Annotated in this window: 17 protein-coding genes; 7 read left to right on the top strand and 10 right to left on the bottom strand. The window is 37.2% G+C overall.

Translation table 11 applies throughout. The features are described 5' to 3' along the window. Positions 1-15 precede the first annotated feature (15 nt). The 4 genes from ACQWU4_RS07520 to ACQWU4_RS07505 all read right to left on the bottom strand — a co-directional run bounded on the left by ACQWU4_RS07520 (position 16) and on the right by ACQWU4_RS07505 (position 5119). On the bottom strand, positions 16-1578 hold the full coding sequence (locus tag ACQWU4_RS07520) for a peptidoglycan DD-metalloendopeptidase family protein (protein WP_429935169.1): 1563 nt from the start codon (positions 1576-1578) through the stop codon (positions 16-18). Beyond that, positions 1575-2420 carry a DUF4292 domain-containing protein gene (locus ACQWU4_RS07515; RefSeq protein ID WP_429935168.1) on the bottom strand — a complete coding sequence of 282 codons (846 nt, stop codon included), beginning with the start codon at positions 2418-2420 and terminating at the stop codon, positions 1575-1577. The genes ACQWU4_RS07520 and ACQWU4_RS07515 overlap by 4 nt, the downstream gene beginning before the upstream one ends. 105 nt (positions 2421-2525) lie before the next feature. After that, positions 2526-3542 (bottom strand): sugar phosphate nucleotidyltransferase, encoded by a 1017-nt coding sequence (locus ACQWU4_RS07510; protein ID WP_429935167.1) that lies wholly within the window; start codon positions 3540-3542, stop codon positions 2526-2528. A 155-nt stretch (positions 3543-3697) separates the two neighbouring features. Next, complete coding sequence (locus ACQWU4_RS07505; protein WP_429935166.1) at positions 3698-5119, bottom strand: oligosaccharide flippase family protein; 1422 nt, start codon at positions 5117-5119, stop codon at positions 3698-3700. A gap of 196 nt (positions 5120-5315) precedes the next feature. On the opposite strand from ACQWU4_RS07505, the gene ACQWU4_RS07500 reads away from it, so the two are divergent. Then, positions 5316-6650: a dihydroorotase gene (locus ACQWU4_RS07500; RefSeq protein ID WP_429935165.1), complete on the top strand. Its 1335-nt coding sequence runs from the start codon at positions 5316-5318 to the stop codon at positions 6648-6650. A gap of 243 nt (positions 6651-6893) precedes the next feature. Here ACQWU4_RS07500 and ACQWU4_RS07495 read toward each other — a convergent pair whose 3' ends face one another. From ACQWU4_RS07495 to ACQWU4_RS07485, 3 genes are all read right to left on the bottom strand, one after another. Further along, positions 6894-9191 (bottom strand): GH92 family glycosyl hydrolase, encoded by a 2298-nt coding sequence (locus tag ACQWU4_RS07495; RefSeq protein WP_429935164.1) that lies wholly within the window; start codon positions 9189-9191, stop codon positions 6894-6896. 89 nt (positions 9192-9280) lie between these two features. Continuing rightward, a complete protein-coding gene (locus ACQWU4_RS07490; protein ID WP_429935163.1) occupies positions 9281-9961 on the bottom strand; it encodes a response regulator transcription factor in 681 nt (226 codons plus the stop codon). Between the two features lie 17 nt (positions 9962-9978). Further along, on the bottom strand, positions 9979-11226 hold the full coding sequence (locus tag ACQWU4_RS07485; protein WP_429935162.1) for a sensor histidine kinase: 1248 nt from the start codon (positions 11224-11226) through the stop codon (positions 9979-9981). A gap of 170 nt (positions 11227-11396) precedes the next feature. On the opposite strand from ACQWU4_RS07485, the gene ACQWU4_RS07480 reads away from it, so the two are divergent. From ACQWU4_RS07480 to ACQWU4_RS07465, 4 genes are all read left to right on the top strand, one after another. Next, positions 11397-11807, top strand: coding sequence for a DUF1573 domain-containing protein (locus ACQWU4_RS07480; RefSeq protein ID WP_429935161.1), 411 nt, complete (start codon positions 11397-11399; stop codon positions 11805-11807). Between the two features lie 330 nt (positions 11808-12137). Beyond that, positions 12138-13019 (top strand): SDR family oxidoreductase, encoded by an 882-nt coding sequence (locus tag ACQWU4_RS07475; protein WP_034725829.1) that lies wholly within the window; start codon positions 12138-12140, stop codon positions 13017-13019. 84 nt (positions 13020-13103) lie between these two features. Beyond that, positions 13104-15302 (top strand): M1 family metallopeptidase, encoded by a 2199-nt coding sequence (locus ACQWU4_RS07470; RefSeq protein WP_429935160.1) that lies wholly within the window; start codon positions 13104-13106, stop codon positions 15300-15302. A gap of 171 nt (positions 15303-15473) precedes the next feature. Continuing rightward, entirely contained in the window at positions 15474-16301 is an 828-nt protein-coding gene (locus ACQWU4_RS07465; protein WP_429935159.1) for an endonuclease/exonuclease/phosphatase family protein, read from the top strand. Between the two features lie 7 nt (positions 16302-16308). Here the strand turns inward: ACQWU4_RS07465 and ACQWU4_RS07460 are convergent, their stop codons facing one another. Continuing rightward, positions 16309-16992 carry a response regulator transcription factor gene (locus ACQWU4_RS07460; protein ID WP_429935158.1) on the bottom strand — a complete coding sequence of 228 codons (684 nt, stop codon included), beginning with the start codon at positions 16990-16992 and terminating at the stop codon, positions 16309-16311. Beyond that, entirely contained in the window at positions 16982-18298 is a 1317-nt protein-coding gene (locus tag ACQWU4_RS07455; RefSeq protein ID WP_429935157.1) for a sensor histidine kinase, read from the bottom strand. Before ACQWU4_RS07455 ends, ACQWU4_RS07460 begins: the two co-directional genes overlap by 11 nt. A gap of 137 nt (positions 18299-18435) precedes the next feature. On the opposite strand from ACQWU4_RS07455, the gene ACQWU4_RS07450 reads away from it, so the two are divergent. Both ACQWU4_RS07450 and ACQWU4_RS07445 read left to right on the top strand, forming a co-directional pair. Continuing rightward, on the top strand, positions 18436-20805 hold the full coding sequence (locus tag ACQWU4_RS07450) for an outer membrane beta-barrel protein (protein ID WP_429935156.1): 2370 nt from the start codon (positions 18436-18438) through the stop codon (positions 20803-20805). A 148-nt stretch (positions 20806-20953) separates the two neighbouring features. Continuing rightward, positions 20954-22819 (top strand): M1 family metallopeptidase, encoded by a 1866-nt coding sequence (locus ACQWU4_RS07445; RefSeq protein ID WP_429935155.1) that lies wholly within the window; start codon positions 20954-20956, stop codon positions 22817-22819. A 53-nt stretch (positions 22820-22872) separates the two neighbouring features. Here the strand turns inward: ACQWU4_RS07445 and ACQWU4_RS07440 are convergent, their stop codons facing one another. Then, positions 22873-23877, bottom strand: a complete 1005-nt coding sequence (locus tag ACQWU4_RS07440; RefSeq protein ID WP_429935154.1) for a zinc metalloprotease — start codon at positions 23875-23877, stop codon at positions 22873-22875. Between the last annotated feature and the right edge of the window lie 85 nt (positions 23878-23962).

Here is a 23962-nt window from a genome sequence, read left to right as displayed (position 1 = left end):
AAAGTTACGCTTTTTTTAATATGAAATCCAACCTAATGGGTCAACTGGCGTATTTCCGTTCCATACCTGGAAATCAAGGGTGTAAGAGCCATCAAAATCCTGAGCTACTGTACCTACCGGAGTTCCGGAAGAAACCTGCTGTCCTTTGGATACGCTTACACTTCCTAAATTGGAATAAATCGTAAAATAGGTTCCGTGTTTCACCATAACGGTTTTGGTTCCGTCACTGTTTGCCAATACAGAAGAGACTGTTCCGGGATATACGGATTTTGCACGGGTACCTGAAGGTACTGCTATTTTAATACCTGTATTTTCTTCAACAATATTTTTGAAAACCGGGTGAGGCTGTCTTCCGAATCTGTGGGTGATCTGTCCGGCTCTGTCTGCAGGATAGCCAAGTCTTCCTCTGCTGTCTGCAAAACTGCTACCAGTGGTTGTAGTAACTCCATAGCTGGTCATTGCTTTGGTTTCGGCGGCCTTTTTCTCTTCTTCTTTTTTCTTGTTCAGTGCGGCTTCTGCTGCTCTTGCGGCAATAAGTTTGTCCGATGCTTCTTTTGCTCTGGCATTAGCTTCATCCGATGCTTTTTTAGCAGCTATTCTTCTGGCTTCGTCTTTTGCATTGGCTTCAGCTCTCGCTGCCTCTTCATTACGTTTTCTCTCTTCTTCAGCTCTTTTAGCGGCAAGATCAGCTGCTTTTTTAGCTTCGATTTCGGCAAGTTTTCTTTCTCTTTCCAGGGCTTCAGCTCTGGCTTTTGCTTCAGCTTCAATTCTTGCTTTTTCTCTGTCTGCAATAATTTTAGCCATACGGATTTTTTCTGCCTCGGCTTTTCTTCTTGCTTCTTCTTCAGCTTTTGCTATTCTGATTTCTTCTGCAATAATTGCCCTGATCTGGCCTTCTAAAGCTTTAGACTGAACCTGCTTCTGCTTAAGCTCTACAGTAAGTTTAGCTTCATTTTTCTTGAAATCTGCCAGCAGCTGCTCTTTCTGTGCTCTTTCTGCATTAATTGTGGCAAGATCTTTCTGCTGGTTAACGAGAAGATTATCTTTTTCCCTTGCGGAACTCTGTTTCTGTGCGATTGATTTTTTGATCTGGGCTGCTGCATTGCTTATCTCTGCAGCTTTTTTATCCTGATAGTCAGCATACTGTTTCAGATACTGTACTCTTCGTATAGCTTCTCCCAGATTTTTAGATGAAAGAATAAAGGTTACTTTGTTCTGGACCCCTTTATTTTTGTAAGCATTGACAAGAACTTCAGCATAGTTCTTTCTGAGAACTGCCAGTTCTTTATTCTGACGGTTAATTTCCAGCTGGCGCAGATAGATCTCGTCTTCAATAAATCTTTTTTCCTTCTGAGTGTTGGTATAAACCTTTTCTCTTAGAACTAATTTTTTGTTGACATTATTAAGATAGGCAACTGAAAGTTTGGATTCAGTTCTGGTTTTAGCCAGATCTGTATTTATCTGTACAATTTGTTTTTTAAGATCGGCATTCTGTTTCTGAAGCTGTTCCTTGTTCTGCTGTCCCTGATGCAGGCCGAACAGTAGAATACCTATTAAAAAGCTAAATTTTTTAATCATTTAATCTCAATTTTCTTATAACTGGATGGTACAGAATAAGGTGTTTCCATCCTCGAAAAGTCAAATTTCGTGTTTTCCAGTAAAATTTGGCTAGATTTTGAACCTTTTATAATTATTTTAACATTTTTTGGAAGTCGGATTCCGTTGTATTCATTCCAGTTACTATAAGAGATTTCCAGCTCATCTGGAGTTAAAACATCTTTTAAATTAACACTCAGAAGATCATAATTGGTGTCATACTGAAGTGTAATTTTATACTCTCTTGTTTTTTGGTCTGTAACGATCTTCTGGTTAGTATTGGAAACCATTTTAAACCCCTGCATATTTTTTGTCAGGGTAAACTGGGAATCACTGATTTTTACAAAGGTTCTTCCCATCAATATTTTTTCCAGCGATTTGTAATCGATGAAATTTACATTAAGCAGATTATTCAGATAATCAAAATCTGAATCAATATAAGTTTTGCTGGTTTTGTCCTGTCCTTTGATTCCCTCCGGAGTAGCGATACCTTTGGCCACGGTAAAGAAAAATGCCTGAAGGTTCATCCAAACCTTTGTATTGTTCTCAATATAAATAACAGCATCAAGAGTTGGGATAAAACTTCCGGTCTCTACATTCACCTTACTGTTGATCTTGATCTGATCAAATTTTGGCGGGATAAGTACATGTTCATAGAAGGTAAGTTTATCTCTTACCGGCTCATTGGCATCTTTGGGATTTCCGTTGTCATCTGCTACGATTGTACTGTCCTGTGTATTGCCGTTATTATTTTTGGCGGCATTTCTTGTTTTACAAGAAGAGAGGGTAAGCAATATTAGAAGTATCGGGATCCAGTTTTTCATGTATTTATCTTTCAATTAAAAAAATATGTGCAATATTAACGCCAAACCACACAAGAAATATTGTGTGGTCCGGACGTATATTATTTTATATTAATTATTTTGTTCTTATTTAGATAAAAAATCTAAAACCGAATAATCACCTAAAGAAATCTCCCTGGAAACTCCAAAATACTGAGCAGAATTTCCGATCATTGAGTTGGAAAGGTTTCCGTGATTGATTCTTGTATTTTCCTGGATCAAAGAGTTTTCAATATTGGAATTGACAATAACCGTGTTATTTCCTAATGAAACTCCCGGGCCTATTTTAGAATTGGAGATTTTTACATTTTCACCAATGAAGCACGGCTGGATAATCAATGAATTCTCAATAACTGCTGATGCTGGATAATTCAGCATTTCTTCTCTTTCATATTCAAGGATTTTGCTGTTGGTTTCTACGGTAGCATTTTTATTTCCGCAGTCCATCCAGTCATTCACTTTTCCTAAAGTGAATTTTGCTCCTTTTGCTCTAAGGTTTTCCAATGCTGTAGTCAGCTGATATTCCCCACCGTTTTTAATATTATTATCCATAATATAATTGATCTCGTTCATCAGTTTTTCAGCACTGTTGAAGTAATAAATACCGATGATGGCAAGATCTGAAACGAAAGTCTGAGGTTTCTCAACGAAATCTGTTATGAATCCATAGTTGTCCAGTTTTACCACTCCGAAAGCAGACGGATCTTCTACACTTTTCACCCAGATCACTCCGTCAGAATTTTTATCCAACTGGAAATCTGCACGGAAAAGTGTATCTGCAAAAGCAATTACCACATCTCCCTGCATGGAGTCTTCGGCACATTTAATGGCGTGTGCTGTTCCAAGAGGATCATTCTGGTAGTATATACTGCCTTTTGCTCCCAGTTTCTCGGCTATCTGAAGCAGAGATTTTTCAATCTCCGGTCCGAAATCTCCAATGATAAATGCTACTTCTTCAATTTTTTCACCTGCTACTTTAGCAATATCTTCTACCAGTCTCTGTACGATGGGTTTTCCTGCAATAGGAATAAGAGGTTTTGGAACTGTCAGAGTATGTGGACGTAATCTGGAACCACGTCCAGCCATAGGAACAATTATTTTCATAGACTATATGACAATGTTTTATTTGTTAGTTTTTTATTTTGATTAGGTTAAAGGTAATAATTAAAATCAATGTTTATCATAATATTTATCATCCTTATAAACCAATGTTTAATTTTTTTTTTAAGAATTCAATAGCATCAAATTAGAGGCCATAATTAATTTTTTCTGATCCTTGACAATAACATGTCTTTCTCTGAATAAAATAAGACGCCTGCATAAATGACAAATAAAAGATTTCCTATCCAGAAATTGTAATTGAAAAAATACACAATAATAAAGCTGAACAGCATCAGAAGCCCCAGAAATAATGTCATTTTTTTAATGCGGTAAGGAATAGGGTAATATTTCTGACCTAATAAATAAGAAGTGATCATCATTACAAAATAAGCAATAAATGTTACCCACGCAGAAACCATAAAGCCGTATTTGGTAAGGAATAATAAATTCAAAATAATAGTAAGCGCTGCCCCTAACCAGGAAATCACAGTTCCCACTTTGGTTCGGTCCGTTACTTTATACCAAGTGGAAAAGTTATAATAAATTCCAAAGCAGAGATTGGCAATAACAATAATCGGAATAATGTCAATGGCTGTCCAGTAGCTGCTGTTAGGAATAAGAATCTGTTTCAGCCAGGAGATATTGGCAATAATTCCCATAGCAACCGTTGAAGCGAAGAATGTAAAATACTCTGTTACTTTGGCATAGGTATTTTTAGCATTGGTATTACTCATTTGCTTGAAAAAGAACGGCTCAATTCCCATTCTGTAAGCAGTCACGAATAATGTCATTAAAACAGCGAGTTTGTAGCATCCGCCATAGGCTCCGGCATCTTCATTAGGAATATGATAGATTTGTATAGCTTTATCAAAATTTTCATTAACCATAAATGCCATTCCCGCAATCATTACAGGCCAGGAATACTTGATCATGTTTTTAAACAGGTCTGTTGAAAACTGAAACCTTACCTTAAAAACAACAGGAAGCAACAGCAGAAAACCTAAGAAACTTGCGGCAAGATTACTGTAAAAAGGGAATGAAACTTTTTCTTTCAATCCAAACCCCTGAGACATGCTGAGAGGAATATACAGGAATAAAGCAACGGTTATTACAGTTTGAAAAAGGGACTGTAAAACCCTTACCAAAGAATATTTTATTGGTTTGTTATTGTATCTGAGCCATGCAAAAGGAATTACGCAGAGATTATCGAAAAATGCAATCCATGCGAACCATCTTATATATTCAGGATTGGCTGAATATCCGAGCTGATCTGCAACCGGCTGGCTGAAAATCAATAAACCTAAAAGGAAAAGCGTTGATAATCCGAATAAAAACCAGAACGAAGTATTGAAAGTCTTCTTTTCATTATCCTTATCCGCCGAAAAACGGAAAAATGCAGTTTCAAAACCGAAAGACAGCATAATATTCACAAAGGAAATTAATGCATACAGGTTGGAGAATATGGCAAAATCCTTATTGTCAATTTGATTAATATATAAAGGATTAAGAATGAACAGAATAACTCTTGGCATAATCGCCCCAATTCCATATATAATAGTCTCGTTCAGAAGTTTTTTCAATGTGTGAAATTTTATGCAAATGTAAATATTTAGAAATTGATTTATAATTCGCGACATTAAAATTCATTCATAAACCTTAATTTTGTTGATTATAGAAGTTAGATATTAGAAACTAGAAGTTAGTGGTTTGTCACTTATAGTATAGTTCAACTTTCTAGCTTCTAATATCTAACCTCTAATTTCTATAAAAAGTAAAATGAAGACCCTAATCAAAAATGTAAAAATCGTTAATGAAGGAAAGATCTTCGAAAGCGATGTCCTAATAGAAGATGACCTGATTTCCAAAATAGATTCCCATATTTCTGAAGAAGCAGACCAGATTATTGATGGTTCCGGAAAATATCTTCTGCCGGGTGTAATAGATGATCAGGTACATTTCAGAGATCCCGGACTTACCCATAAAGGAGATATTGAAAGTGAATCAAGAGCAGCCATTGCGGGAGGAGTGACGAGTTTTATCGATCAGCCGAATACGGTTCCGAATGCAGTTACACAGGAATTATTAGCTGATAAATATGAGATTGGTTCTCAGAAAGCATATGCCAACTACGGTTTTATGATGGGAGGGACAAATGATAATTTGGAGGAAGTTTTAAAAACGAATCCTAGAAATGTTCCGGGAATTAAACTATTCTTAGGTTCTTCTACCGGAAATATGTTGGTTGACAATCCTGAAACTCTGGAAAATATTTTCAGCAGCACAAAAATGCTGATTGCTGTTCACTGTGAAGATGAAGCAACAATCAGAGCGAATACCCAAAAGTATATTGATGAATACGGTGAAGATATTCCTGTAAAATTCCATCACCTGATCAGAAGCGAGGAGGCATGTTATAAATCCTCTTCAAAAGCAATTGAACTGGCAGAAAAGACAGGAGCAAGACTTCATGTTTTCCATCTTTCAACAGCTAAAGAAATGGAGCTGTTCAGAAATGATATTCCACTAAAAGATAAAAAAATTACGGCAGAAGTATGTGTTCACCATTTAACATTTACCAATGACGATTACGAAGCCAAAGGTTCCCTGATCAAATGGAATCCTGCTGTAAAAACCCAAAAAGATAAAGATGCACTTTGGGAAGCACTTCTGGACGACAGGATTGATGTAGTTGCTACAGATCATGCGCCGCACACTGCAGAAGAAAAGCAGAATGTATACACAAAATGTCCTTCCGGTGCTCCTTTGGTACAGCATTCATTACCTGTGATGCTGGAAAACTATAAAACAGGGAAAATTTCTCTGGAAAAGATCGTTGAAAAGATGAGCCATAATCCGGCTATACTTTTCAGAATTGAGAAAAGAGGCTTTGTACGAGAAGGGTATAAGGCAGATCTTGTTTTAGTTGATCTGAGTGCAGACTGGACTGTAGCTAAAGACAATATTCTCTATAAATGCGGATGGAGTCCTTTGGAAGGAATGAACTTACACTCTGAAGTGACCCAGACTTTTGTAAATGGACATCTTGTTTATGATAATGGTAAGGTTGCAGAAGGGAAATTTGGAGAGAGACTTCTTTTTGAAGTGGAATAATAAAGCTTAAAGCTAAATTGTAAAAGATAAAAGGGCGAATATGTTAATGCATGTTTGCCCTTTTGTTTTTATAAGTGTTTTTTGATTGTAGGGATGAAAAACCACCCCGTCAAAAATTCTTTGAATTTTCGCCACCCCTCCAAAGGAGGGGAATTCTGATCCCACGAATTTTTGTCATCATGAAAATCAGAGATTTTCAGAAAGACTAAAGTGTTCCAAATCTTTTATGGCTAAAGAAAGACCTTATTTTTTTGCCTTAGCACTCATATAAAATGTAAGTTTTCCGCCAGCCACAATCTCTGAATGCTTTAAAGTAAAATTTTTAACCTCTTTACCATTCAGAAGAATCTTCTCAACATACACATTTTTCGGGCTTTGATTCACCGCTTCGATTTCAAAGGTTTTGCCATTCTCCAGGTTTAAAACTGCATGATCTACGGCTGGACTTCCAATGGCATAATCTTCAGATCCCGGTGCTACCGGATAAAAGCCAAGTGAGCTTAAAATATACCATGCACTCATCTGTCCTGCATCATCATTTCCACCTAATCCGTCTGGTGTGGCTTTATACTGCATTTCAAGGATACGTCTGATCTGAGCCTGGGTTTTCCATGGCTGTTCTGCCCAATTGTAAAAATATGCAACATGGTGAGCCGGTTCATTTCCGTGAACATATCCGCCGATAATTCCTTCACGGGTAATATCTTCTGTATCTGCAAAAAACTCATCAGGAAGATGCATGGTGAACAGTTCGTCCAGTTTTGAGGCGAATTTTTTCTTTCCACCCATCATTTTCATCAGTTCGTCGGGATTTTGAGGAACAAAAAAGCTGTAGTTCCAGGAATTTCCTTCAATGAAACCCTGCCCGTGAGTGCTCAGTACATCAAAATCTTTTTTGAAGCTGCCATCTGCCAAACGGGGACGCATAAATCCTTCTTTCGGGTCAAAATTGTTTTTCCAGTTTTCGGAACGTTTGATGAACTGATTGTAAATTTCTTTTTCGCCTAAGTGTTTCGCCAATTGGGCAATCGCCCAGTCGTCATAAGCATATTCCAAAGTATTGGAAACCGAAGTTCCGTTTTTTTCTGCCGGAATATAGCCCATATCAATATAGTACCCGATGCCTTCATAATCTCTTTTGTTGGCTGTTGCGATACATGCTTTTAAAACTTCCTTCGGATCGCCATTGTAATTTCCTTTAATAACGGCATCGGCAGCTACACTTACACTGTGATAACCGCTCATACACCAGTTATCATTGGCATAATGTGACCATATCGGAAGCATTTTCATAGAAAACTGATTATAATGTGCCATCATCGATTTCACCATATCGTTATTCCGTTTTGGCTGGATGATATTAAAGAAAGGATGAAGGGCACGGTAAGTATCCCAGATGGAGAATGTTGTATAATTGGTAAAACCTTCTGCTTTGTGAACGTTCTGATCAAGTCCTTTATATTCACCATTGATATCCATATAAGTGGTAGGGCTGATGAAAGTATGATACATTGCCGTATAAAAATTCGTTTTTTCTGTTTCAGAGCCTTTAATGACAATTTTATTCAGCTCTTTATTCCAGTTTTCCTGGGCTTTTGCTTTTACCTGGTCAAAAGATAGGTTTCCGGTTTCTTTTTCAAGATTTTCCAAGGCGTTGGTCTGGCTTACGGGGGAAATAGCCAGCTTTACTTCTACAGCTTCATTTTCCTGGGTATCAAAATCAAAATACATTTTCAGATTTTTGCCTGCGATCTCCGGGAAATTTTTAGTCTGGTCAAATTTTCTCCAGAATCCTTTATAAACCTGAGGTCCGTCAAAATTTTGCTGGCCGTATGATTTAAAAGATTTTGAAAATTTCATGGCAAAATAAACAGTTCTCGTTCTGGCCCAACCGTTCGTTTGGCGATAACCTGTCACTGTACCGTCATTTTCTACCCGTACGTAAGTCCATACATTTTTACCTTCATAATTATAAATTCCCGCAGTAAGATCTAAAATAATATGGGCCTGGTCAGATTTTGGAAAAGTATACCGATGAACGCCGGTTCTTGTTGAGGCTGTCAGTTCTGCCAGAATGTTGTGGTCATCCAGCTTTACTTTGTAATATCCGGCTTCAGCTTTTTCATTGTCGTGAGAAAACCTGCTTCTGTATCCATTTTCAGGATGTAAGGCTGTTCCGGGATTCAGTTGAAGTTTTCCAACGGTTGGCATTATTAAAAAATCTCCCAGATCGGAATGCCCTGTTCCGCTGAAGTGCGTTGAACTGAAGCCTACAATTGTTTTATCTTCATAGCGGTATCCTGCACAGTATTTATAAACCTCCCCGTTATATTTTCCGTTAAGTTCATAAGAAATTGTATCAGTTTCCGGGCTTAGCTGTACAGCTCCGAAAGGGACTGTTGCGCCGGGATACGTGTGGCCCATTTTCTCCGTCCCGATTAACGGATTGACGTATTGGATTAATTTTTCAAATTTTTGAGCTTTAAAATGTAAACTAAAAAATAGTAGGAATAGAAAAACAGTTGTTCCGTGATTTTTCATTAATAGCAGATTTTCAAAGGTTAAAATTAATTAAAAATCAAAGAATAACCATTTATTGCTTCAATTTAGATGTAATTTGTGCAGTATTATTATTTTTCAGAAAAACGGAAGCCTATTCCGTGCAGATTTTCAATAAGAATATTCTGCTCATCAGCCAATACTTTCCGCAGTCTGGATATAAATACATCCAGGCTCCGGCCCATAAAATAATCATCATCTCCCCAGATTGCCTTTAAAATATCCTGTCTTTTTAAAACCATATTCTTATTTCGGATAAAATATAAAAGCAGCTCAGATTCCCTTTGGGTGAGGGTAACGTTGCTTTCCATACACTGAAGGGTATAATTCTTGGGATCAAAATCATATTTCCCGACTTTGTATTTGAGTTGGGAGGTATCCGTCTTCTTTGTGCGTTTCAGGAAGACTTCAATTTTAAGTATTAATTCTTCTATACTGAACGGTTTTACAAGATAGTCATCAGCGCCAATTTTCAGCCCTTTGATCCTGTCTTCTTTCAAAGCTTTTGCAGAAATAAAAATAATGGGAATATCAGAGTTTTTGTCACGGATCTGTTGTGCCAGTTCAAATCCGTTGAGTTCAGGCATCATAATATCCAGCAGACAAATATCAAAACTCTGGCTGTTAAATGCATCAAGTGCAGATCTTCCATCCGGATAGCAGTTGATGTCATAATAGCTTTCCAGACTGTCCTGAATCAGAAAGGCTATTGTTTTATCATCTTCTGCATATAAAATTTTAGATTTCTCCATACTTATACATTGTTAATTTAGAACGGGAAAAAAAGTGTTGTGGTAATTCCTTTGTCTACATTATTTTCAACTGAAATTTTCCAGTTGTGCTGCTGAACCACTTTTTTCACATAAAATAATCCCAGCCCAAAGCCGTTGATCTCTTCACTTTTTCTTGTGTTCACCCTGTAAAATTTTTCAAAAATATGAGGAATGTTTTTAGCAGGAATTCCCATTCCGTTGTCTTTAAACTTTAAATATAAGCCTTTTGAATCTTTATACGCTGAAATTATAATTTGTGGGGTTGTTTCACAATACTTTATAGAATTATCCAAAATATTATATATGATATTGGTAAAGTGAAATTCATCAGCCATTATGGAGAAGCTGTTTTCTACCTCTATATGGATGGTCGTATTTTCATTGTTTTGCTGTATGGTGTCTGCAATTTCCTGAATAAACGGAAGCAGTATAATCTTCTGAGGTTTTAATGACAGTCCGGAAGTATCATTTTTAGCAATATTCAGTATTTTTTCAATATGATTATTCAGCTTGTAGCTCTGATTGATAATAATGGAAGTATAAGTTTGCAGCTTGGGATTTTCCTGTACCATATCCTGCTTGCTGAGAGATTCGGAAGCCAAAAGTATTGAGGATAACGGAGTTTTAAACTCATGTGTCATATTATTGATGAAATCGCGCTGCAGTTCCGAGAACTTTTTCTGCTGAATAATTGTATATATAGAATAAACATACACCAGTAGAATAATAATAAGTGCTGCTGTAAGGACATACCAAAATCTTAATGAGCTTATCAGATAGCTGGTTTTGTCAGGAAAGCGGATGGAAAAATAGTAGATCAGGTTTTTATGCTTTGGAAAATTAATAACCTTATCACTGGGGGCTTCCTGATTTTTAGACATATATTTCCCATACATCATTTTATCACTATGGCAATTATATAAAGCGTATACATAATCCGTATTGATCTGAAAACGGGTAAATTCTGTTCTGAGATAATGTTCCAGAACTACAGGATGAAATTCATTGTTGATATTGACTACATAATAATCGTTGGCAATCGTCTGTACCGGATTTTCAGTAAAGGAAGTTTTTCCGCCGGATAATTTTTCCGCGACTTCCATTAAAGCAATATTTACTTTTTGATTGAATTTCTGATCCTCAAGATTATACGCCTGGCGGGTCCAGAGAAGCTGGGCTATTAAAATCCCTATAATAGCAATGAACCCGAGCGTTATAATGATATTGAGTTTTTTGATCTTCATTTCTGAAACAATATTATCCAAAAATATCTATTAATCTTTTATCATTAACAACTCGTTAACAAATGTTTGATAGCGGTTAACAACTTGTACCAGCCATCCGCTTTACATTTGCTACATCAAGAAATAATAATTGTATCCTAATATTTTATTAACTATTAAAATTTATACTCATGAAAAAATTAAAAATCACCGCTCTTTTAGCAGTTTTGGCTTTCTCACCATTTTATGCAAATGTATTTCCTGTTGAAAGCAATCCGGTAGTAAAAATGATTGCAGATGCCATTAAATGGAAATCAGAATCTATAGATGTAGGAAATATTCCTCAGGGAAAACCAAAGCTTATCAGATTCGAATTTACCAATACATCTTCAAAGCCGATTGTTATTGAAAACGTAGCTCCGTCATGCGGTTGTACAACAGCAGATTATACTAAAACTCCGATTCTTCCGGGGAAAAAAGGATTTGTAGAAGCCAGCTATAATGCGGCAGCAACAGGACCATTTATGAAAACGGTAAATGTGACAACCAGCGAAAGCAAAACACCTAAAACTCTTTCTTTCAAAGGAATAGTGGTTTCATAATCATTTTACGACGATAAAATCATAACAAACATCGCAGCCTTGTAATCCGTTACAGGGCTGCTTTTTTATAATCCTTCCTGGAACTGAGTGAAAATATCGGTAATATGAATATAACGTTCGCTTAGTCAGATCAATTATATTGATCTCTTCTTTGCTTGCCTATAATATACGGTATGAAAATCAGACTTTGCGTGAAAAAATAAGTATCTTGTTTTCACTTCACTTTTGTATATGGGTTTAAATAAAACTATTTATAACATTATTATTTATCCCATTATTTTAAATGGCATGAATTCAATATTTAGTATTTTTAGGAAAAAATAAAATCATATGAATTTATATACACAGCCAATGTTACGTGAAGGAGCATTACAAGATAAAGTAGCTATTGTAACGGGAGGAGGAAGCGGTCTCGGAAAAGCGATGACCAAATACTTTCTGGAACTGGGAGCAAAAGTGGTGATCACTTCCCGTAATCTGGAGAAATTACAGGGAACAGCAAAAGAACTGGAAGAAGAAACCGGAGGAAAAGTTCTGTGTGTTGCATGTGATGTGAGAAACTGGGATGAGGTGGAAGCTATGAAAGAAGCAACATTGAAAGAATTCGGAAGAATTGATATCTTATTGAACAATGCTGCCGGAAACTTTATCTCACCAACGGAAAGATTAACACATTCAGCTTTTGATTCTATTTTGGATATTGTTTTAAAAGGAACAAAAAACTGTACTCTTTCCATTGGAAAACACTGGATAGATTCCAAAAGTCCGGGAACTGTTCTGAATATTGTAACCACTTATGCCTGGACAGGATCTGCTTACGTAGTTCCTTCAGCATGTGCAAAAGCAGGTGTTCTGGCGATGACCAGATCTTTGGCTGTTGAATGGGCAAAATATGGTATCCGTTTCAATGCGATTGCACCAGGGCCTTTCCCTACCAAAGGAGCATGGGACCGATTGCTTCCTGGAGATCTTCAGGAAAAATTCGATATGAGGAAAAAGGTTCCTTTGAGAAGAGTAGGAGAACACCAGGAACTTGCAAATCTTGCTGCTTATCTGGTTTCAGATTATTCAGCTTATATGAATGGTGAGGTAGTAACCATAGACGGTGGCGAATGGCTTCAGGGAGCCGGAGAATTCAACATGCTTGAGGACATTCCAAAGGAAATGTGGGATGCACTGGAAGCTATGATCAAAGCAAAAAAAACGAATTAAAATTAAATTTGATAAAAAGATCCCGGATTTGTAACGATTCCGGGATTTTTTATAACTTATCATAGAAATTATAAATTATTCCAAATGAATTATAAACTTCCAAGCCTTATTGCAGCTGCGGCAGTCTTCCTTTTTTCGGGATCTGCTTTAGCACAGGAGACTCCGAAATACAGTTATGTAGAAGCATTCAAGCCCTTCTTTTATCCCCAGACAGGTACGGAAACCCGTTCTGCAAGCGGACAGCCCGGACATGCGTACTGGCAGAATTCAGCGGATTATGATCTGAATGTAAGCCTTAACGAAGCGAAAAATGAAATTACGGGAACAGCTGATATTACCTATACGAATAACAGTCCTGATCAACTGGGCTTCCTATGGCTGCAGCTGGATCAGAATTTATTTGCAAAAGATTCCCGCGGAAATGCAGTAGTTCCTCCATCAGGAAGCAGAAACGGTGCTCACGGCGAAGATCTGGACGGTGGTTATAAAATTAAATCTGTAAAACTGGATGGTAAAGAGGTGAAGTATACAATTACTGATACCAGAATGCAGATTGATCTTCCTAAGGAACTGAAAGCTAAAGGAGGCGTTGCGAAGATCAAGATTGAATACTCCTTTATTTCTCCTGAATATGGTTCAGACAGAATGGGAATTCAGAAGACGAAAAACGGTAAAGTATTTACAATAGCCCAATGGTATCCGAGAATGTGCGTCTATGATGATGTCATGGGCTGGAATACCCTTCCTTATGTAGGGGCATCCGAATTTTATCTGGAATACGGTCATATTAATGCCAATATTACAGTGCCTTCCAACCATTATGTGGTGGCGTCAGGAGAACTTCAGAATTATAAAGAAGTTTACAGCAAAGAAGAAAACAGCCGTTGGGAACAGGCCAGAAGCAGTGATAAAACAGTTATGATCCGTCCGGAATCTGAAATTGGAAAAAACAATGTATCAGGAACAAAAACATGGAAATTTAAAATAGATCAGACCCGTGACTTTGCATGGGCTTCATCACCGGCATTTATTCTGGATGCCGCAAAAATAAATCTTCCGAGCGGTAAAAAATCTATAGCAATATCAGCTTACCCTGCGGAAAGTGCAGGAGAAAAAGCATGGGGAAGATCTACAGAATATACAAAAGCGGCTATTGAGCATTATTCCCAGAAATGGTATGAATACACCTATCCGGCAGCAACCAACGTAGCAGGAAACGAAGGCGGGATGGAATACCCGGGAATTGTTTTCTGTAGTATGGATTCAGCAGGTGAAGATCTTTGGGGAGTTACGGATCACGAATTCGGGCATAACTGGTTTCCGATGATCGTAGGTTCGAATGAAAGGCTGTTTGCATGGATGGACGAAGGTTTCAACACCTTTATCAACGAATTATCTACACAGGCTTTTAATAACGGAGAATATTACAGCAAGAAAAGCATTGCAAGAAGCGGAAGCTTTATGATGAATGATAATATAGAGCCCATCATGGTAGGACCGGATAATATGAAGGAAAGAAGCATTGGGGTTCTGGCTTACTTTAAACCCGGAATAGGACTGCAGATTTTGAGAGAATCCATTCTGGGTCCTGAGAAATTTGATAAGGCTTTCAGAACTTATATTGACCGATGGGCTTTCAAACATCCTACACCGTGGGATTTCTTCCACACAATGGAAAATGTATCCGGCGAAGAGCTGAACTGGTTCTGGAGAGGGTGGTTCATCAATAAATGGAAGATCGACCAGGCTGTAAAAGATGTAAAATACACGAATGGTGATTTTAAAAACGGAGCTTTGGTCACGGTTGAAAATATTGGTCAGCTGCCGATGCCTACGACGGTTCAGGTGAAATTTAAAGACGGGACAAAACAGATCGTGAAGATCCCGGTTGAGGTTTGGAAACGCAATACGGAATGGCCTCTCAAACTGAACTCAAACAAAGAAATTGATGAGGTAATGCTGGATCCGGATGGTATGGTTCCTGATGTTAATCCGAAAAATAATATCTGGCCTTCAGCAGATACAAAGCCGGTTGACAAGATTAATACAAAAGATTTTGCAGGAACATACGTTACTAAGAGTGATCCAATCAAACTGACTTTTTTGGATAAAAACGGACAGCTTTACGCTAAAGCAGGAAATCAGCAGGAATTTCCTTTAAAATATATCGGTAATAATGAATTTACTTTTGAAGAAGCTGCTATAACACTGGCATTCAGCAAGGATAAAAAGGCTGTTGTATTTAAACAGGGCGGAAGGGAATATCAGTTTACCAAAGAATAAAATATAGCTATAAGATTGATTGAAAAGCCTGAACTCTGTGAAGTTTGGGCTTTTTAATTTGGTAAACCAGAGCAATCTTTTCCTAAATTAATTAATGATAATATAGCCCAATCTTTCAGATTCTCTCATAAAGATATTTTACTTTTGTTATTCTAATTTAAAAATATGATTATGAATTTCAGATTTTCAATCTTATCCCTGCTGTTTTTTGTTTTGGGATTTTCACAGGATCTTAAGGTGATGAGCTTCAATATCAGGCTACAGGTTACATCGGATAAAGAAAATGCATGGACAGAAAGAAAACAGGATGTGGCAGATCTGTTAAATTATTATCATCCTGATTATTTCGGAGTTCAGGAAGCACTTCCTGAACAGATGAAAGATATCAAAACAGGTCTTAAAAATTATGACTATGTGGGAGTGGGAAGAGATGACGGAAAAGAAAAGGGTGAATTTTCAGCCATTTTCTATGATACAAGCAGGCTTCAGGTGATCAGATCAGGAACGTTCTGGCTTTCGGAAACACCTGAGAAACCTTCGAGAGGATGGGATGCAGCGCTTAACAGGATCTGTACCTATGCTGTTTTTAAGGACAAAAAATCTAAAAAGGAATTCCTTGCAATGAATCTTCACTTCGACCATATCGGGAATGTGGCAAGAGTAAAATCTTCCGAACTTATTTTGAAAAAAATCACAGAGCTTAATCCTAAAAATCTTCCGGTGACTTTAACCGGTGACTTTAATTTAACGGAGGATTCGGAACCTATAAAAATACTTTCAAAGAATCTGAATGACAGCTTTTATCATTCGGAAACAAAGCCTTACGGACCGAAAGGAACTTTTACGGCTTTCAACGTTAATGAAATTCCTAAGGACAGAATCGATTATATTTTCGTAAAAGGATTCAGGATAAAATCCCAGAGACATATCAACGACAGAAGAGAAAACCTGCTGTATCCGTCAGATCATTTCCCGGTATTGGCCGAGCTTTCTTATTAATTCCGGATCAGTTTACCGGAAACTCAACTTCAAATCCGATTCCTCTCAGGGATTGGATTTTTATTTTGGGATCATTCATGAAATATTTTCTCAGACGGCTGATAAAAACATCAAGGCTTCTTCCTGTAAAATAGTCATTGGTTTCCCAGAGATTGTCCAGAATATCATCCCTTTTAATCATCGTACCATTATATTGAAGAAGGTAGAGAAGAAGTTCCCGCTCCCGTATTGTAAGGCGTACATTTCCTTCAGGATGGGAAAGCAAAAGTTTTTCCGAATCTAAAAAATAGTCCCCGATTTTTATCTGTGGTGAAGAGGCGGGCTGGGTTCTTTTGAGGATGTTTTTAATTCTTAAAACCAGCTCTTCCGGGTCACAAGGTTTGGCGATATAATCATCTGCGCCAATCTTCAAGCCCATCAGACGGTCTATCTTCTGGTTCTTGGCAGTAAGGAAAAGCAGGGGAAAATTATTTTTCTCCTTTAAGATCATTTTAGCTAAAGAGAAACCGTCAATGGAAGGCATCATAATATCCAGGATACCAATGTGAAAAGGGAAATCTGTGCTTAAAAGATTTACGATTTCATCCGGATTCTGAAACCAGGCCACTTCAAAATCTTCCAGCTCTAGATATTGTTTCAGGATCATTCCGAAATCCGGGTCGTCTTCTGCCAAAAGGATTTTAGTTTTCATAAGGAAGAGATATTTTAAAAGTTGTTCCTGCTTTAGGACGACTGGAAACGTCTATTGTACCTTTATATTTCGTTACGATTTCTTTTACAAAATAAAGCCCCAATCCCAGACCTTTCGTATTGTGGATATTATCGGACTGAACTCTGTAGAATTTTTCAAAAATATGGTTAAGCTCTTTTTTCTCTATACCACAACCATCGTCACTGATCTCTATTTTGAGATGTTGAAAGCCGTTATTAATATTTACTTTTACCTGAGATGCACCATACTTTACACTGTTCTCACAAAGGTTTTTAATGAGGGTTTCCATGAGGTTTTTATCAAAAAGAAGTTCTTCCGAAACCTCTTTATTCAATTCAAAATCCGTTTCAGGATAAGTGAAGGAAAGATCCTGTACGAAAAAATTCCAGTCGCCGGGCTGTATTGAAAGGATCTCTACAGAAGTTTCATCTTTGTGAAGCTGAAGCATTAATTTTTCAAGACGGTTGATCTGCCTGTCGATCAGTGGAAGAGTTTCGGGATTCCATCCTTTTTTCAAGGTTTTCGAGGCTATTTTTAAAGTAGCAATCGGTGTTTTGAATTCATGGGAAATATTATCCACAACAGTGTGGAGAACTTCTACCTGCTTTTGTTGTTGCGCCAGATTTTTAACAGTGAAAATATAAATCAGAAGCACACTGGCAAGAATTGCAATACAGCTGATTGTAAGCAGGGAAAGCTCTTTAAATACAATGCTTTTAATGTTTAATATTTCAAAGCCTGTGTTGCTTTTTACAATGAATGAGTCGTTTTTGCCGGGTTTTCCGTCTGTAGATGTAGATTTTGAAGTGGTTTCCCAGTTGCCTGTGTTTGAAATTTTAGGATTTGTAACCTTATTTTTTGTTTCGTACAGTATGATGGGCTGATCAATCAGCTGTGTGCTGTCGGGGATATATACAATAGAAAGATATTCAGTTTTTGTAGCAATTTTATAGCCTTCTTTTTTAAAACGGGAATCCACGTAATCGCTTAAAGATTTCTCATTGGCTTTTCTGTTTTTCTCAAAATAAGCTAAAAAATCCTCTTTGCTTATCTTTTTGTCGTGATAGTTGATCAGGACTTTCTGGATAGAATCATCTGTTCTGCTTTTTATGCCGCCCAGATCTTCCAGTCTGTCGGTGTAGTGGGTAAGACCTTCATGAACAGTCCTGTAGATTTCACGTTCTTTTACCTGATAGGTTTTGTACATGAAATAAGCCTGTATTCCTAGCAGAAGCAGGAACAGAGCCGCGAAAAGTGCAATAAGATATTTGCTTTTGGATATCATCAAAACAAAGATAAAGCTTTAGACTTTCCCTTTAATGACATTAACCTACCATTAACCTTGCATTAACCGAAATTCTCTTTTCAAATACTGAATTTTGACCCGGAAAGCATAGACCTACATGCTTTGTAAAAACAGTTATGTATAAATTATTTCTTTTTTTATTATTTCCGGTATTGCTGTCTGCTCAGACTCAAATCGTAAAAGGATCGGTGACGGATACAGAGAACGGAAAAATACCCTCTGCAGACATAAAGATTTATAATCTGAAAAATGAATTGATAAAGGCTTTGAAAACTGATGCAGACGGCTATTTCAGTGTGGAAGTTTCCGTAGACACTATAAAGATAACGGTAAATAAAACAGATTATGTTCCGCTTGAAAAAACAGTGGATTTGCAGAAGAATGGAGAATTTTTAAAAATTATTCTTAAAAAAAAGACTCTGGAAATAGAAACTGTTGTGATGACAAAACAGAAACCTGTAGTCACCAGAAAGGTAGACCGCCTGGAATTCAATGTAGAAAATAGCAATGTTTCCTCACTCAATGCATGGGAAATATTGAAAAAAACACCAGGTGTGACCATGAATAATGATGTAATTGCCATTAAAGGCGGAACGGGAATTCTTGTAACCATCAATGATAAAAAAGTAATGCTGACCGGGGATGAGCTTAAAAATTTTCTTGAAAATACACAAGGAGACGAAATCAAATCTGTTGAAGTGATTACCAATCCACCTGCAAAATATGAAGCATCCGGCAGCGCGGTTTTAAATATTGTGATGAAGAAAAATAAAATAGAAGGCTATCGTGGAATTGTTTCATCAAAATATGTTCAGACTCAGTATGCAAAGGGCGTCGTAGGTATCTCCCAGTACTATAAAAAAGATAAATTCTCACTGATGGGGAGCTACTACAGGGGTTTTGGAACGTATTATCGTGAGGGGACGGATTATGTAAATTATCAGGAAGATCAGACCAGATGGGTAAGCACAATGAACAGGAAAGACAAAAATAAAGCACAAAATACCATAAACTTCAATGCAGAATATGAAATTGACAGTCTTACCAATCTGAGTCTGAATTATTCCGGGTACTTCAGTCCTAAGTCTTTTGGAACTTACAATGTACCTACGCTCATTTACAACAGTCAGAATATTGTTGAATCAGATTATACAACGATTAATGACCATGAATCCCGGACGATCAACAATTCTTTAAGCTTTCAGGCAGACCGGAAACTGAACAAGAAAAGCAGTCTTTCATGGATCAGTTATTTTACCGGAAACAATGTGGATAAATACCAGAATGTGCTTACTTATCTGAATTTTGCCGGTGAAACACCCAGAGAGGATAATTTTCTTACCCAAAATAAAGCAGATGTTAAGCTGTATTCCACACAGGCTGATTATCAGTGGAAAGATAAAAAACTGGAAGTGGAATCCGGAGTGAAATACAGCTTTGTAAAAACAAAAAGCATGCTGGATTTTTCTGATAATGAAAACGGAATCCTGCAATTCCGGCCTGAAAAAAGCAGTATGTTTGATTATAAAGAGCATAATTTTGCAGTGTATTCTTCATTAGCTTACAACCTTGGAAAATGGAACTTTAAAGGTGGTCTCCGCGCGGAAATGACGGATCTGGAAGGCGTGGTTTCTGAACCTTATGAACGCAACAAAAATAATTACTGGAATCTTTTCCCGACTTTTTATGCACAATATTCTACAGAAAGTAAGCATGAATTCGGGTTTTCTTATGGGAAAAGAATCAGCAGACCATCTTACTCATGGCTGAATCCTGCGAAATCGTATTATAATTTGTTTTCCTATTATCAGGGAGATCCGAAACTGAAAGCTACCATTATTCATAATCTGAATCTTACCTATTCCTTTAAAGGCTGGAATCTGGATTTGTATTACCGGAAAGAACTTTATCCGTCTATGGAAATTTCATTTCAGGAACCCAGTACCAATCACCTGATCTATTATTTTACCAATATTGAGAAAGGTCAGGCTTTTGGGGCGAGTTTGTACAAGAATTTTCAGGTCAAGCCTTGGTGGACTGTGATTCTTTCTGAAAATTTGGAACATAATGAAAATTATTTCAAAGGAATTGACGGGCTTTTGTATCAGAATAAAGTCTGGAACTGGGTATCTAATGTTTCAACAAGTATTACGCTGGATAAAAGCAGTGACTGGAAAGTTGAAGCTGGACACAAGTATTATTCACCGGGGATACAGGGAACTTTCAGAATTTCCGGTGCATGGGCAGCTTACTTTGTAATGAACCGTAAATTCTTTGATAAAAAGCTGGAGGCTTCATTTATTTTTAATGATATTTTCAGGACGATGGGGCAGAAGGTAAGTACAAAGTATGCCAATCAGGATAATTATTTTCTGGATTATGGAGACACACAGGGCTTCACCTTTTCTCTGAAATTCAATTTCGGAAACCAGTCTGTGAAAAATGCTAAAACAATTAAGAAGACGGAAGAACAGGACAGATTGTGATAGGATTGCAGGTTTTTCAGCTTGTGCCTTTCATTTTACTTTCTGAGAAAATAAAAAACTAATATTCATAAAACATTATTATAAAAGAAATAGCCGATTGGTGTGACATTTTCGCTAATTTTGATACTTATTTTTAAAAATTAGAGATATGAAACGATTTCTTTGTGCTCTTGCTGTGACTGTTTTGATGCAGCAGATTTCTGCACAGGAGCTGTATATGCCAAGAAATATTAAGAAAGCCTATGAAAAAGGAACCCGGGATATTTCCGGAGCTCCAGGCAAAAACTACTGGCAGAATAAAGGAATTTATAATGTTGAAGTAAAAGTGGATGCCGGATCCAAAACAGTTTCAGGAAAAGAAACAATCACATACAGTAATAACAGTCCGGATGAGCTTAAGGAACTTGCTATAAGGTTTGTGAACAATCTTCATAAACCGCAGTCTCCGAGATCCGGTTTTGTATCCAAAGATTTTCTGTCCTCAGGTCTTCATATTAAATCTTTCACCGTAAACGGTGAAAAGTATACTGTAAACAGTGATGACTGGAGTACGGTAGAAAAAGTGAAATTAAATAAAGCACTTAAAGCCGGAGCCAAAGCTGAGGTGAAGATAGAATGGGAATATCCTCTTTCCGTACAAAGTGGGAGAGAAGGGCAGATAGATCCCGAAACTTTTTATGTAGCCTATTCTTTCCCGAGAATTTCTGTTTATGATGATTACAACGGCTGGGATATGCTTCCGCATTCCGACAGACAGGAGTTTTATAATGATTTTAATGATTATAATTTCAGTATTTCTGCCCCAAAGAATTTTGTAGTATGGGCTACCGGGGATTTTCTGAATCCTGATGCTGTGCTTCAGCCTGAATATTTAAAAAGATATAAAACTTCCCTTAGAAGCGATAAGGGAATTCACATTGCTTCCGAGCAGGAAATGAAAACAGGAAAAGTAACCAGGCAGAATAAATGGAATGTCTGGAAGTTTAAAGCTAGTCATATCACAGATTTCTGTTTTGCATTAAGCAATCATTATGTTTGGGATGCTGCAAGTGTTCAGCTGAAAACAAAAAGAGCGAGTGTTCAGGCGGGATATAAAGCTGGTGCTAAAGATTTTGAGCATTATGTGGACTGGATGCGTTATAATCTGGACTGGTTTTCGAAGAAATGGCCGGGTGTGGAATATCCTTATAATGCAATGACTGCTATTCAGGGATATGCAGATATGGAATACCCGATGATGATTAATGATACGAGTATTCCTGATGATCTTCGTGATGCAAGGCTTACGGCGGATCATGAAATTGCACATACGTATTTCCCTTTTTACATGGGAATCAATGAGACCCGTTATGCTTTCATGGATGAAGGCTGGGCTACCACATTGGAGTACCTTATCGGGACTGATGAAAATGGTGAAGCTGCAGCTAAAGAATTTTATAAAAATTTCCGTGTTAAAAGATGGATCAATGACGCCTCTGCTGAACAGGATCAGCCCGTTATTACGATGAGTACGCAGGTAAGTGGTGCAGGATACGGAAATAATTCTTATGTAAAAGCATCGCTGTCTTATCTTGCCTTAAAAGATTATTTGGGGGATGAGCTGTTTAAGAAAGCACTTCTTCATTATATGGATAACTGGAATGGAAAGCATCCTGTTCCGTGGGATTATTTTAACTCGATGAATGCAGGGGCCGGTAAAAACCTGAACTGGTTCTTTCAAAACTGGTTTTATACCAATAATTATATTGATTTAAAAATAACCGGAGTTTCACAGCTTAATGATCTTCTTACCGTCAATATAGACAATGTAGGAGGATTTGCTATTCCTTTTGATGCGGTGCTGAATTATGAGGATGGATCTGTTGAAAAACTTCATTTCTCACCAAGCTTGTGGGAGAAAGACCAGAAGCAGGCAGATCTCACAGTTCCTATTAAAAAGAAAGTAAAATCAGTAACTCTGGATGGGGATATTTTTATGGATTATACTCCTGAAAATAATACGAAGTCATTATAAAAGAAAAGCCTGAACTTCTAGTTCAGGCTTTTTTATTGAAATTAATTTGAATATTAATATACTCTTAATCCGGATCTTGCTCCTGTAGAAGCTACTACTGCCTGAACTCTTGCTTTTTGTCCTGCAGAGAACATGAACATAGCTGCATCATCTACATAATCCATATAGTTCATGAACATTACAGATCTTTGAACACCACTGCATGTGTTATATAACGGATATGATGGTTTTCCATAATTAGCAGTTGTCTGAGTAGGAGTATCTGTAACCTGATCATTTCCACAATTTGCATCGCCCCAAATATGTCTAAGGTTCAGGTAATGTCCTACTTCGTGTGTTGCTGTTCTTCCAAGGTTAAAAGGTGAAGCAGCTCCTGTTTTTCCAAAGTATGGAGCGGCAATAGCTACACCGTCATTCCATAATCCGGCAGATTCAGGGAATGTAGCATATCCAAGGATCGTTCTCCCCTGGCTTGTCATTTTGCTTACAACCCAGATGTTTAAGTAATTTGAAGGGTTTGTAGCGTCAATCCCGCCCTTGGAAGCTTTCTTCATATCATCATTGGTAGCCCAGCTTGTCTTGGTTGTAGCTTTTCTGATAATATTTACTAATCTGAATTTTACTTTTGTATCCCCGGCGCTTACCGTTTGGAATTCAGCAGGGATTTTATTTGCATCAGTGTTTGTACCTGTAAAGTCTGCATTCAGTACTGCAATTTGTTCTGCAATTCTTGCGTCAGAAACATTTTCTGCAGCCGTTTTATATAATACATTTACAATAACCGGTATTTCTACAGTGCCATCCGCAAGAACCTTGCCCACTTTTAAATCATTAGCGAATTTTTCAGTATTTGCTTCTAATGCAACAAACTTCTGTCTAAGTTCCGCATTGTTTTTTAATGCTTCCTGTCTTACATCTTCAGATGCGCAGCCTCTTTTTGACATATCAGCTAAAGATGCATCCTCTTTTGCAGGGTTTTCATTTTGATTTGAAATGTTGTCGCTGTTACAAGCAGACATGAAGCCTAGTATGATGGCTCCAAACAATAGTTTTTTCATAAGTTTCTATTTTGTATAATTTCAGATGGTGAATTTATATTATTAAAAATTATTGTGCAATATGTTTTTTGAAATTTTGTTGAAA

This window comes from Chryseobacterium sp. MIQD13, from assembly GCF_050496705.1.
In the GTDB taxonomy this organism is placed as follows: Bacteria; Bacteroidota; Bacteroidia; order Flavobacteriales; family Weeksellaceae; genus Chryseobacterium.
Note: the sequence above shows the minus strand (reverse complement) of the source record. Positions and strands in the feature narration are given on the sequence as shown.

Excerpts from the sequence above, each read along its gene's own strand:
- ACQWU4_RS07520 (WP_429935169.1), bottom strand. The coding sequence starts at position 1,578 with ATGATTAAAAAATTTAGCTTTTTAATAGGTATTCTACTGTTCGGCCTG.
- ACQWU4_RS07440 (WP_429935154.1), bottom strand. The coding sequence starts at position 23,877 with ATGAAAAAACTATTGTTTGGAGCCATCATACTAGGCTTCATGTCTGCT.
- ACQWU4_RS07490 (WP_429935163.1), bottom strand. The coding sequence starts at position 9,961 with ATGGAGAAATCTAAAATTTTATATGCAGAAGATGATAAAACAATAGCC.
- ACQWU4_RS07455 (WP_429935157.1), bottom strand. The coding sequence starts at position 18,298 with ATGATATCCAAAAGCAAATATCTTATTGCACTTTTCGCGGCTCTGTTC.
- ACQWU4_RS07500 (WP_429935165.1), top strand. The coding sequence starts at position 5,316 with ATGAAGACCCTAATCAAAAATGTAAAAATCGTTAATGAAGGAAAGATC.
- ACQWU4_RS07445 (WP_429935155.1), top strand. The coding sequence starts at position 20,954 with ATGAAACGATTTCTTTGTGCTCTTGCTGTGACTGTTTTGATGCAGCAG.
- ACQWU4_RS07465 (WP_429935159.1), top strand. The coding sequence starts at position 15,474 with ATGAATTTCAGATTTTCAATCTTATCCCTGCTGTTTTTTGTTTTGGGA.
- ACQWU4_RS07460 (WP_429935158.1), bottom strand. The coding sequence starts at position 16,992 with ATGAAAACTAAAATCCTTTTGGCAGAAGACGACCCGGATTTCGGAATG.
- ACQWU4_RS07515 (WP_429935168.1), bottom strand. The coding sequence starts at position 2,420 with ATGAAAAACTGGATCCCGATACTTCTAATATTGCTTACCCTCTCTTCT.
- ACQWU4_RS07480 (WP_429935161.1), top strand. The coding sequence starts at position 11,397 with ATGAAAAAATTAAAAATCACCGCTCTTTTAGCAGTTTTGGCTTTCTCA.
- ACQWU4_RS07510 (WP_429935167.1), bottom strand. The coding sequence starts at position 3,542 with ATGAAAATAATTGTTCCTATGGCTGGACGTGGTTCCAGATTACGTCCA.
- ACQWU4_RS07475 (WP_034725829.1), top strand. The coding sequence starts at position 12,138 with ATGAATTTATATACACAGCCAATGTTACGTGAAGGAGCATTACAAGAT.
- ACQWU4_RS07485 (WP_429935162.1), bottom strand. The coding sequence starts at position 11,226 with ATGAAGATCAAAAAACTCAATATCATTATAACGCTCGGGTTCATTGCT.
- ACQWU4_RS07470 (WP_429935160.1), top strand. The coding sequence starts at position 13,104 with ATGAATTATAAACTTCCAAGCCTTATTGCAGCTGCGGCAGTCTTCCTT.
- ACQWU4_RS07495 (WP_429935164.1), bottom strand. The coding sequence starts at position 9,191 with ATGAAAAATCACGGAACAACTGTTTTTCTATTCCTACTATTTTTTAGT.
- ACQWU4_RS07450 (WP_429935156.1), top strand. The coding sequence starts at position 18,436 with ATGTATAAATTATTTCTTTTTTTATTATTTCCGGTATTGCTGTCTGCT.